The sequence below is a fragment of the Brevundimonas sp. genome (assembly GCF_036402095.1).
Classification (GTDB): Bacteria; Pseudomonadota; Alphaproteobacteria; order Caulobacterales; family Caulobacteraceae; genus Brevundimonas.
Map to the genome: position 1 here is coordinate 1 of NZ_DASWTO010000131.1, position 11627 is coordinate 11627.

Below are 11627 nucleotides of genomic sequence, written 5' to 3' on the forward strand. Positions count from 1 at the left end.
AGACTTCTGGCGCTGAGCCCGCCTCGCTCCCCGCTCCTGTTCCCCTCCCGTTCGCGAAATGCGCATAACCGCGATTCTCCGAACCACGTCAGACCCGAACCCCAGGGACAACAGTTTCTTGCGGCCCTTGGTGTGGAAACAAGCCGGCGCCGGACTGTCCGCCCCGCCCCCCCCTGTCTTCCTTCAGCCGGACGCTCCGGCGGCGGCCGTTGACCGGGCCGCTGCCGGCAAGGGCGGCTGACGGCTTCTACCTGGCTTCGGCGACGAGGATGTCGACGGTCTGTCGCGGCTCGAGGAGCATGCGGTCGATCGTGGCCGCGAAGGTGTCCAGCCTGAGCGGCTTCACATAGGTGTCGTCCGCGCCGAACAGGCGCGCCATGCGGAGGAGGTCGCCCACGCCGACGCGGCCGCCGGACGAGATGGCGAGAATGCGCAGGTCGGGATAGAGGCGACGGGCCTCGATGATGGTCTCGATGCCGTCCTTGTTCGGCATCAGCATGTCCATGACCACGAGATCCACGTTCATGGCCGCGAGGATGCGCAGCGCCTCCTCGCCGTCGGCGGCGGCGACGACGGCATGGTCGCCCTGCCTGAGCAACTCGGCCGCTATCATCTGAATGGTCGGGTCGTCGTCGACAACCACGATTACAGCCATGTCTGCCTCCACGGCGAACCATGCGCCGATAACGCTACTGACGCAGTAACGGAAATGATTAACGTCATGCCGCCACCGCCTCATCGGCGGGGAGCGCCTCGAACGGCGCGGGGCGTCCGTAGACGAAGCCCTGGATCAGATGCACGCCCGCCGTGCGCAGGAACTGGACCTGGGCCTCGGTCTCCACGCCCTCGCAGACGACCTGCATGCCCAGCGACCGGCCGACCGAGATGACCGCGTGGATGATGGCCGCGGAGGCGGTGTCGTCGAGGCAGCGCTCGACGAAGCTGCGGTCGATCTTGAGGGTGGTGAAGCGGAGCTCGCGCAGGGCATGCAGACTGGTGTAGCCGGAACCGAAGTCGTCCAGCGCGACACCGACGCCCAGCCCCGCGAGGCGCTCCAGCGCCGGCCGGGCGGCGGCGATGTCGAGGATGGCGGTTTCGGTCACCTCGATCTCGAGACGCTCGCCCGGGCATCCGGCGCGCGCCAGGGCGGTTTCGATGCGGCTCGCGAAGTCCGGCTGCTGGAACTCCGTCGCCGAGGCGTTGACGGACACCTTGAGACCCGGGCGGGTCATGACAAGCGTCAGGGCGCGCCCGAGCACGAAGTCCGTCAGGTGACGGATCGAGCCGTCGTGCTCCAGCCGGGGCACGAAATCCGTGGGTGAAAGGACGTCTCCGGACGCGGTGGTCCAGCGAACAAGCGCCTCGGCCTTGCCGGCGAAGCCGCCCGACCGGTTCATCAACGGCTGGAAGGCGACGTCGAGCTCGCCGGCGCGAATGGCGTCGACGATCGACGGCGCCGACCCGGGCGCGGGCGCGGCGTCGGGCATCCCCATGGCCGCAAGGGTGCGCGAGACGAGGTCCGCCAGGCCGTCCGCCGCTCCGGCCCGGCACTCGCCGGCCCGCGCCGCGGTCTCGACGGACGACGCCGCCTCGGCCACGGCGCGCGCGCCGAGGCTCAGGCTCATGGATTTGAGCGCGTGCGCGGCGCGCGCCGCGGCGTCCATCTCGCCCGCTGCTTCGGCGGCGCGCAGCTCGTCAAGGCGGAGGGGGGCGTTGTCGGCGTAGAGGCTCTGAACGCGCAGGACGAAATCCTCACGGCCGGACGCCGCCATGCGGTCGAGATCGGCGCGGATCGCGGGGTCGAACAGACCGTCGTCGGCGGACCCTGTCTCGGCCGCGGCCTCCGACGGGGGCGCCGCCGCGACCGCGAAGCCGCCGCAGTGCCGCGCGAGGGCGGCCTCGATGTCGTCGAGGGTGAAAGGCTTGTGAATGACGCCGTCCATGCCGGCCTCGCGCCATGCGTCGGCGGCCGTTCCGATCACGTGCGCGGTCAGGGCCAGGATGGCGGCGCGCGGGCGCCCGGTCTCGGCCTCCTCCCGCCGGATCAGGGCGCAGGCCTCGAATCCGTCGAGGCGCGGCATCGATCCGTCCATCAGGACGAGGTCGAAGCGGTCGGTCCGGAGCCGCTCGACCGCCGCCAGCCCGTCGCCGGCGAAGGCCACATCCACCCCGAACTGGCCCAGCGCTTCGGCCGCCACCTCGCAGTTGACCTCGGAATCGTCGACCACGAGCACGCTCGCGCCGGGAAACCGCCGACCTTGCGAGGCCACGCCGCGCCTTCCCGCCGGACAGGCGTCAAGGCCGAGCGACATCCTGTGCAGGCCCTGCAGCAGGTCGTCGCCCCGGAACGGTCCGGTCAGACTCCATGCCCGGCCGGGGTTCCCGGTCGGCGTGACCCGCACGCCCCCGGCGATGTCGGCCACGATCCGGGCGCTCGCCAGATCCGGAGCGACCACCGCAATCCCGGCGTCAGCGGCATACAGGCCGATGACCGCGAGGGTGGACGCCGCCGAGCCTTCGAGACTGATGGACCAGCCCTCCGCGAACACCGGCAACGGAGACGCCGCGCCGGCTGGAGGGAGGGTGGCGCGGAAGCCGAAGCAGGAACCCTCGCCCTCGCGGCTCGACAGCACCCATTCGCCGCCCATGGCGCGAACCAGGCGGTCGCAGATGGCCAGGCCCAGCCCGGTCCCGCCATGCTTGCGGGTCGTGCTCTGGTCCGCCTGTGAGAAGGCCTCGAACAGGCCGGGCAGCTTGTCGGCCGGAATGCCGGGGCCCGTGTCGATGACGGTGAGTTCGATGCGCGGCGACCCGTCCGTCGCCGGCTCGATCCGGATGGTGACGCCGCCGGACCCGGTGAATTTGATGGCGTTGTTGACCAGGTTGCTGATGACCTGGCGCAGGCGGGTCGGGTCCGCCGCGACGGGCCCGACCGCCGGATGGACGTACACCGCCAGATCCAGCCCCTTCTCCGCGGCGCGGCCCGCAAACAGGCTGGCGACGTCGGCGGCGATCACGGCGGGGTCGACCTCTACGCTCTCCAGATCGAGCTTGCCGGCCTCCACCTTCGAGAAGTCGAGGATGTCGTTGATGATGCAGATCAGCGACTTGCCGGAATTGGCGATGACTTCGGCATAGCGCCGAGGCTTCTCCGGCAGGTCGGCGCGGTTCAGGAGATCGCTGAGCGCCAGGATGCCGTTCAGAGGCGTGCGGATCTCGTGGCTCATCACGGCCAGGAAGTCGGACTTGGCGGCGTTGGCGGCCTCGGCGGCGACCTTGGCCTCGGACAGCTGTGCGGTCCGTTCGGCGACGGTGGACTCAAGGCTGGCCACGTGCTCGGCGATTCTCCGGTCGCGCTCGCGCAGCCCGTGCAGCATGGAGCGGACGCCGTCCGCCAGATCGCCGACCTCGCCATCGGCCACCACCTCGGGATCGGCGGAATAGTCCTGGGTGTCGCGGACCTCGTTGGCGAAGGCCGCCAGCCGGACGATCGGCGCGCTGATCCGCCGGCCCAGGCGCAGGGCGATGAGCAGTCCCGCGAGAGCGGCGACGCCGACGCCCAGAATGGTGATGATGATCGAGCCGAGGACGCGCTCGCGGACGCCCGGCGCCCGGGCGAGCAGGGTGATCTCGCCGACCCGCTCGCCCTGGCTGACGACCGGCGCCTGAACTTCGATCGTGCCGGTGTTGAGCACCGACCAGACGGACGCGCCGTCGCCGGTCCCGACGCTCACGTCGGAGGCCAGACGCACCCCGCCGCCGGTTTCGGCGAGCAACCTTCCATCGCGCATCTGGATGCGCCCGTAGGTCACGTCCGGCATCTGGGAGATGGCCCTGAGCGCCGCGAAGGTTCCGGTCCGGTCCTCGGCCCGCACGGACTCCGCGGCGAGGGAGCCGATCACCATCGCCGTGCGGGTCAGCCTCTCGGTCTCTGCGGCGGTCTGGCGACGGGCATCGGTCCATCCGAGGAGCGTAGCCGTAACAATCGCCGTGGCCGCCAGGGCCGAAAGCACCAGACCGACAAGTTTTCGGCCTATCGTACGGTTTCCGACATTTCGCGCCTGCGGCAGCAATGGCGTCGCTCCACATTGGATGAACGCAGCTATACTGAGCTTTAATGACTTGACGCTTAATGAGGACCTGTCGGGGCGGACTGGGTGATCTGAAAGATCGCCAGGGGGATCGCGATGAGTGCGTTTTTTTATGTCCTGGAGGATGACTCGAGGATTCTGTTCGTCGACGACGATCCGATCCTACGCGAGTTCGCCCAGGTGAACCTCGCGAGCCCCAACACCCAGATCGACGTCGCCGCCGACGGTTCGGCCGCCCTCGGGATGCTCAGGGCGAAGGCCTACGACCTCGTGCTGCTGGACCTCGAAATGCCCGGACTGGACGGGTTCGCCACGCTGGCGCGGATCCGCGCCGACCCGTTGCTTCTGGAAACGGCGGTGATCGTGCAGACGGGTCGGGAGGACGTCGACGCCATCGACCGGTGCTTCCGGCTCGGCGCCACCTCCTTCGTCATGAAACCCCTGAACTGGCGCCTGCTCAGCTATCAGGTGCGCTATGTCCTGCGCGCCGAACGCCAGGCGCGGGCCGGGCCTCCCCGAGCCGCGGCATGATGCGCGCGGTCGCGACCCTTTCGAACTGGCTCCGGCGCTTCGGGCGCGCCCGGGACGGCTCCATCGCGCTGAAATTCGCCCTGCTGGGGCCGGCGATCCTGCTGCTGGGGGTCGGAGGCATCGATCTGATGGCTGTGAACGCCGCCGACACCCGACTTCAGGCCATCGCGGACTCCGGCGCGCTCGCCGGCGCCCCCTCGCTGGCGCTGGCGACCGATGGCGACGAGGCGCGCGAACGCGCGGCCGCCTTCGTCGAGGCCCAGTTGCAGGAGTGGACCGACGGGCCGAGCGTCTCCGCGACCTATGAGATCGTCGACCGCTTGGGACAGCGCGCCCTTCGCGTGCTGCTGAAAGGCCACCGTCCGTCCTTCTTCGCCAGCATGCTTCCGCCCGGAGGGTGGAATTTCAATGCCGAGGCGGTCGCCAGCTCCGTCGGCCTCGTGCCGCTCTGTGTCCTCGTCACCGGGGACGCCGGCGCCAGGCTGCTCAACGTCCAGGATTCGGGGCGGATGAACGCGCCCGCCTGTCTTGTCCATTCCAATCGCGACATCCTGGTCGAAGGCGGACTCATCGACGCCGCCTCGGTCCAGGCCGTGACCACGGCCCGCGGCATGATCAGCCCGTCGCCCAGCACCGGCGCCGCCTCGATCGAGGACCCCTTCGCCAACCTCGACCTGGACAAGCACCCCCAGATCGGCCTGCTGTGCACGGTCTCGGAGCTGATCAACCGGATCAAGGTCTCGACCGGGGTCCACTACGTCCCGGCCGGCCGGCACTGCGGCGGTATCGAGGCCTACGGCGACGCGCGGGTCGTGCTGCAGGCGGGGGAGCATTTCTTCCTGCAGGGCAGTCTGGTGGTGAAGGAGACCGCCCGGCTCGAGGGCGCCGACGTGGTTCTGTTCTTCGACACGGCCTCGAGTTTCGACTTCACCGACAGCGCCATGGTCTCCCTCGACGGGCGCAAGTCGGGCCCCTACGCCGGCCTCGTCATGGGCAGCACCCGCGACAACCGGCAGGACTTCATGATCTCCGCCGACAACGTCGAGTCCCTGCTGGGCGTCCTCTATGTGCCGAACGCCCGGCTGATCGTGGACGGCGATTCCGACGTCGCCCGCGACAGCGCCTGGACCGTCATCGTGGCCAAGGCGATCCAGCTCAAGGGCTCACCGTCGCTGTTCATCAACGCCAATTACCGGGCCTCCAACGTCCCGGTTCCGGCCGGCGTCGGGCCCCGGGCCGGCGGCGTCCGGTTGATCGAGTAGAGGAGGTTTCTTCATGGCGATGGAGGCCGAAGCCGTCAGCGAACGCGAGGAAGCCGCCGACGCCATGAACCGCCGCGCCCGCACGGAGCGACGGGTCCGCGACCGCCGCAAGCCGGGCAACCGTGTGAACCGGGATGCGCCGGCCCATTCGCTGCTCAAGGTGTTCGGCGCGTTCGGCGTGGCGATCATGTCGGCCGTGATGACGCTAACCGTTCTCGCGGGTCAGATGCTCGACCTCCATATTCCCGCGGTCGCCTTGGGCCTGCAGGGCATGCTTCTGGGCAGCTTCATCCTCCTGATCGCCCTGGGGTCCATCGAACAGCGCCTGATCGAAATCCGGCTCGAACTGATGATGATGAACGGCGGACGGCGGGCGGCCGACGATCGCCGTCGTGGCGATCGGCGCCGGACTTCCGACGAACCGGAGCAATCCCGAAACGCCGCAGGACCTCTCTGAGGCTGGCCCGGAAGGGGCCGACGCCCCCGCCCCGGCCTCCGGGCCCGGCCGCCCCGCCGGTCGGTCAGTTTGCCGAATAGGCGGTCTTGATCTGGGTGAAGAACTCGACCGCCGCGAAGCCCTGCTCGCGGGCGCCGTAGCTGGACGATTTCGTGCCGCCGAACGGCACATGGTAGTCGACCCCGGCGGTCGGCAGGTTCACCATGGTCATCCCGGCCCGCGCCCGCCGCTGGAAGTCCCGGGCGTACTTGAGCGAGCTTGTGACGATGCCCGCGGACAGGCCGAACTCGACGCCGTTGGCGATCGCCAGCGCTTCTTCATAGTCCCTGACCCGGATGGTCGAGGCCACGGGGCCGAACACCTCCTCATTGTTGATCCGGCCGCCGGGATCGGTGTCGGCGATCAGGGTGGGCTGGACGTACCAGCCGGGCGTGGCGAGCGTCAGCCGCTGGCCGCCGGCGACGATGCGGCCTCCCTCCCCGCGCGCGATGTCGATGTAGCGGTAGGAGGTCTCGCGCTGGTCCTCGCTGACCGCCGGGCCGATCTGGGTGTCGGGGTCCAGAGCCGCCCCGACGCGCAGGGCGGCGACCTTCTCGCCCAGCGCCTGTACGAATCGGTCGTGTATGCCGTCCTGCACGATCAGGCGGCTGGAAGCGGTGCAGCGCTGACCGGTGGCATAGTAGGAGCCGTCCAGCGCGATCATCACCGCCCGCTCCAGATCGGCGTCGTCCAGCACGATCAGCGGGTTCTTGCCGCCCATCTCCAGCTGCACCCGGGCCTGTCGCCGGACCGCGCCGGCCGCGACGCCGGCGCCGACGCCCTGCGAGCCGGTGAAGGAGACGCCGTCCACGTCCCTGTGGTCGACGATGGCCTGGCCGACGCCGCCACGGCCGACGACCAGGTTGAGGACGCCCCTGGGCAGCCCCGCCTCGTGCAGGATGGCGACCAGGGCCTCCGCCGTCGCGGGCGTCGGCCCGGCCGGCTTCATCACCACGGTATTGCCGAAGGCCAGCGCCGGGGCGGCCTTCCAGGCGGGGATGGCGATGGGGAAGTTCCACGGGGTGATCAGGCCGAACACCCCGACCGCCTGTCGATAGGTCTGGATCTCCACCCCCGGCCGCACCGAGGCCAGGTTCTGGCCGTGCAGGCGCAGCGCCTCGCCGGCGAAGTATTTGAGGATGCGGCCGGCCCGCACCGTCTCGCCGATGCCCTCCGGCAGGGTCTTGCCCTCCTCGCGCGACAGCAGCCGGCCCAGTTGTTCGCGCCGCTCCATGACGAGGGTCCCGGCCCTGTCGAGAATGTCGGACCGCACCTCCGGCGAGGCCTCCGACCAGGCGGGGAAGGCCGCCCTGGCCGCCGCCACGGCCGCGTCGACCTCCTCGACGCCGCCGTCGGGGATGCGGGCCACCAGATCGCGCGTGTCCGACGGGTTCAGGCTTTGCGAGGGCCGGGCGGTGGGAATCCGCTCGCCGTCGATCCAGTGGGACAGTTCGATCGTGTCGCTCATGGCGGTCCTCAACGGTGACGCGGGCGGCGCGGGGAGCGCCGCCCGTGACGCTAGATAGAGGGTGACGCGCGCGCGGTCAGCCCGTCTTGTCCAGCCTGCCGTCACGGCAATGGCCGCATCACCCGCTCCAGCACCCTGCGGGCGGTGTCGCGGCCGATCTGCTCGCCCGCCTCGTTGGAGAAGCGGAAGTGGACCCCGCCGTAGATGCGGGAGTCCGAGACGTCCCGGACCCAGTCGTCCCATCCGGGCAGCACCTGCACGGCGGACATCGGCACGGCGAGGGATCCGACCCGGACGCCGCCCGGGGGCCGCGGCCCGACCTCGGCCTTCATCACCTCGGCGTGGGCGGCCGCGACGACGCAGTGGCCGCAGGGGTATTCGGCGAAATTGGGGGTGCCCAGAAGCGGGGTCCAGCCGGCGTCCGGCGCGGTCGCGTCGTTGCCGTCGTCGGCGCCGTTGCGGATCGCCGTGATCGGCCGCCAGAAGTCGTAATGGGCCTTGGCGTCGGCCATCGCCAGCACGGCGTCGTCGAAGGCCATCTGGTAGAGGGCGAACATGCGGGCGTTCTGCACCGGAGTGCGCCCCGGCGCGTCCGCCGCCAGCCGCAGCGACGGCGTCAGGTCGAAAGCCTGCCGGTAACGCGCCATCAGGGTCTGGTGCGGCGTCCGCGCGGCGCTGGTCCGGCCGCCCAGCAGGCGAACCTCCTCATAGTCGCGCGCCCAGCGCTCGCTGGTCAGCGCCGGCGGCGGCGGCGGCCGCACGGCGTCGGCGGACGTCAGCACCCAAGGCCGGTAGGTCACCATATAGGTCTCGATCTGCGGCAACTGGGTCGAGACCCAGACGCCCGGCGTGGTGCGCGGCCGGTAGGGCGTCGCCTGCAGGGCCGGGTCGATCCCGCCGGCCGCGATCGCCGCCCGCGCCGCCTGTTCGCCGATCAGCCGCCCCGCCTCGCGCGCCGGCCCCTCGGCGATCGCCGACATGGCTATGGCGTAGCTGTCGTCCAGGGCCGTTTTCTGGGCCGGGAAGTGATGCAGCATCACCGTATAGGCCGCCGTCGCCGCGGCGGCGTCCTGCGAGGCCGCGGGATCGCCGGCGGGGAAGCCGAGGTAGCTCTCGTAGCGCCGGTCGATGGCGTTCACCGCCTCGAACATCGCCAGCGAGGCGCGGGTCAGGGCGCGGCCCTGCTCGGGCGTGCCGCCGGGCGCCATATAGGGGGCGATCCGGCTGCTGAACTCCCACCAGTCCGACACAGTGTCGGCGTTCGCCGGCTGCGCCGCCGTCAGGGCCGCGAGGGCGGCCATCCCCATCATCATCGCACGCATGTCTCGTTCCTCCCGTTGAGTGGTTGTGTCGAAGCCGTTCCGGCGGCCGTCAGGGCGTCGCCGGGACGCTTTTGAACGCCCGGGTGAAGCGCACCCGGATCATCCAGAAGAGCAGTGCGGCCAGCGGCAGGAGCGCCGGCGCGAAGAGGTGGGGGCCGCGCAGGGCCTCGGGGATTTCGTCCGCCTGGCCGAGGAAGAAGGAGCCCGAGGCGATGAACAGGGCCGTGCACATCCGCCACAGATGTCGGGCGATACGAGCGGGTCCCGTCACGCCGCGCCTCAGGAGCATGCTCAGGTCGGCGGCGGCGGCGAGGGCGGCCAAGCCCGAGAACACATAGAGCGCCGCGACGGGCACGCCGTCGGCGCCGAGCCCGTTCCAGCCGACCAGAAAGCTGGCGACGGCGATGGCGGCCGCGATGAGGAAGCCCGCCCTCTCCGGCCGGCCCACGACCCCGTCGGGGCGCCGCACGGCCAGCCAGGCGGTGCCGATCAGATAGAGGGTGAAGGCGCCCGCGATGGTGTTCAGCGGCTGATTTCGCAGCAGGGCCACGACGACGGCGAAAAGGGCCATGACCAGCATGGCGAGGACGAACACCGTCCCGGCTCCCCGATGGATTCGTCGCCCCTTCGGCGCCGCGAGCGCGGCGAAGCCCGACACCAGGCTGACGGCGCCGCCGCCGATGTGGAGCACGAGGGCGGCCTGGGCGAGGCTTTCGGGGTTGAAGGCAGGCAAGGTCATGGCGTCCTCCGGTCGCGGGTCGCGAAAGTCGGTGGGTGAAGACGGATGGTGCTGTCGGGGGTTCGGGGGGTCGGCCCCCGGTCGGCTAGCCGGTGTCGGCGCGGGCTCTGTCTTGCGGCATGGGCTGATCCTTTCCGGGATCGACGATCAGTTGGGCGTTCGCGAGCGGCGGACGCGGACTGTGGCGTAGAACAGGCCGGCGGCGAGCAGGACCCCGACCCACAGGCCGGGCAGCGAGTAGATCCGCGCGGGATCGAGGTCGGACAGCCGCTGGACCCAGATCACTCCCGCGCCGTCGGCCGACCACGGCTGCAGCACCCCGCCGCCGAGGCGCCGCTCCAGCATCCAGTGGGCGGAGGTGTGGTGCAGGGCGAGGTGCTCGACCATCAGGATCGCCACGAACGGGGCGACGGCCCACAGGAAGGCCACGCGCCGCGACCAGGCCGAGACCAGCAGCATCCAGGCGTAGAGCGGCGCATTCCACAGCGCCATGAACGGCAGGCCGTACAGCAGGGCCAGCCAGAGGAACGGCAGGTCCACGCGGCTCCACACCGTGCGCGGATCGAATCCGTTGGCGATCCACACCAGCGACTGCAGTCCGAGCATCGTCAGGCTGGCCACGACGACGATGGCGACCACGAACAGCGGCACGACCACCAGCGGAATGGCCGCCTTGGACAGCACCGTCATGCCGTCCGAGACCGGCAGGGACTTCCAGAACAGGATGCTCCGGTCGCGCCGTTCGCCCTGCAGCGCGCTGAGGCTGTAGAGCACCCCGACCACCAGGCCGGTGACCAGCGTCGCCCCCGTCATGGCGCTGTACAGATCCATGAAGCCCCGGGCGCGCGTCGGGTCGCCGATCGAGGCGGCCCGCTCGGCGTCGGAGACGGACAGGCTGGACCCGAAGTGAATGATCACGGCGAAGACGGCGACCGCCACCGGCGCGGCCCACAGGGCGCGGTGCTCCCAGAGTTCGCGCCGGATCTGCCAGAGGAAGGTCCGGACCAGTTGTTTCGGATGAGGCGCGCCGCTCATGTCGCGGCCTCCCGCGGGGCGCCGTCGCCGAGCAGGGCGACGAACAGGTCGGCCAGGCCGGGGGTGCGCAGCTCGCCCAGCGGCGCCAGCCGCTCGCGCTCGACGCTGTCGTACAGCAGGCTGGTGCGCCCGAACATCCGCCGTTCGGAGAGCGGCTTCAGCGCCCGGGCGGCCGTCAGCCGGTCGTCGGCGGCCAGCAGCTCGACGAACCGTCCCTCGACCTCCTCCATGGTGACGCTGAGGGTGACCCGGCCGCGGTCGAGGAACACCACGTCGGTCAGCACGTGCTGGATTTCATGCACGTCGTGGGTCGACAGGATGATGGTGCGGCTGTGGTCGACATAGTCGCTCAGCAGGGCGTCGAAGAACTGCTTGCGGTACAGCAGGTCGAGCCCGAGCGTCGGCTCGTCGAGAATCAGCAGCCGGGCGTCCACCGCCATCACCAGCGCGAGATGCAGCTGGGTCACCATGCCTTTCGACAGTTCGCGGACCCGGCTGTCGCGGCGGATCGTGGTGCGGTCGAGGAAGCCCTCGGCGCGGGCCCGGTCGAACCGGGGGTGCACGCCCGCCATGTAGTCGAGCGCCTGGCGCACCCGCATCCAGCGGGGCAGCACGGCCACGTCGGCGATGAAGCAGACGTCGTGCATCAGGTCGCCGCGCTGCTTCCACGGGTCGCGGCCCAG

At 70.6% G+C, this 11627-nt stretch carries 10 protein-coding genes; 3 read left to right on the forward strand and 7 right to left on the reverse strand.

The features are described from left to right. Positions 1-247 precede the first annotated feature (247 nt). A complete protein-coding gene (locus tag VGD32_RS09505; protein ID WP_331031650.1) occupies positions 248-655 on the reverse strand; it encodes a response regulator in 408 nt (135 codons plus the stop codon). 64 nt (positions 656-719) lie between these two features. Continuing rightward, entirely contained in the window at positions 720-4013 is a 3294-nt protein-coding gene (locus VGD32_RS09510; protein ID WP_331031651.1) for an EAL domain-containing protein, read from the reverse strand. Between the two features lie 174 nt (positions 4014-4187). On the opposite strand from VGD32_RS09510, the gene VGD32_RS09515 reads away from it, so the two are divergent. The 3 genes from VGD32_RS09515 to VGD32_RS09525 are packed head-to-tail and all read left to right on the forward strand — an operon-like array spanning position 4188 to position 6341. After that, entirely contained in the window at positions 4188-4622 is a 435-nt protein-coding gene (locus VGD32_RS09515; RefSeq protein ID WP_331031652.1) for a response regulator, read from the forward strand. After that, positions 4619-5884: a TadE/TadG family type IV pilus assembly protein gene (locus VGD32_RS09520; RefSeq protein ID WP_331031653.1), complete on the forward strand. Its 1266-nt coding sequence runs from the start codon at positions 4619-4621 to the stop codon at positions 5882-5884. The genes VGD32_RS09515 and VGD32_RS09520 overlap by 4 nt, the downstream gene beginning before the upstream one ends. Before the next feature lie 13 nt (positions 5885-5897). Continuing rightward, positions 5898-6341 carry a hypothetical protein gene (locus VGD32_RS09525; RefSeq protein ID WP_331031654.1) on the forward strand — a complete coding sequence of 148 codons (444 nt, stop codon included), beginning with the start codon at positions 5898-5900 and terminating at the stop codon, positions 6339-6341. Positions 6342-6405: 64 nt separating this feature from the next. On the opposite strand, the gene VGD32_RS09530 is transcribed toward VGD32_RS09525, so the two are convergent. The 5 genes from VGD32_RS09530 to VGD32_RS09550 all read right to left on the reverse strand — a co-directional run. Beyond that, complete coding sequence (locus VGD32_RS09530) at positions 6406-7848, reverse strand: aldehyde dehydrogenase family protein (RefSeq protein ID WP_331031655.1); 1443 nt, start codon at positions 7846-7848, stop codon at positions 6406-6408. 101 nt (positions 7849-7949) lie between these two features. Further along, complete coding sequence (locus tag VGD32_RS09535) at positions 7950-9170, reverse strand: vanadium-dependent haloperoxidase (RefSeq protein ID WP_331031656.1); 1221 nt, start codon at positions 9168-9170, stop codon at positions 7950-7952. A gap of 49 nt (positions 9171-9219) precedes the next feature. Further along, positions 9220-9909 (reverse strand): hypothetical protein, encoded by a 690-nt coding sequence (locus VGD32_RS09540; RefSeq protein ID WP_331031657.1) that lies wholly within the window; start codon positions 9907-9909, stop codon positions 9220-9222. 147 nt (positions 9910-10056) lie between these two features. Then, positions 10057-10944 (reverse strand): hypothetical protein, encoded by an 888-nt coding sequence (locus tag VGD32_RS09545; RefSeq protein WP_331031658.1) that lies wholly within the window; start codon positions 10942-10944, stop codon positions 10057-10059. Next, positions 10941-11627: AAA family ATPase (locus VGD32_RS09550; RefSeq protein WP_331031659.1), on the reverse strand; the 687-nt coding region annotated here is incomplete at its 5' end. The genes VGD32_RS09550 and VGD32_RS09545, both read right to left, overlap by 4 nt.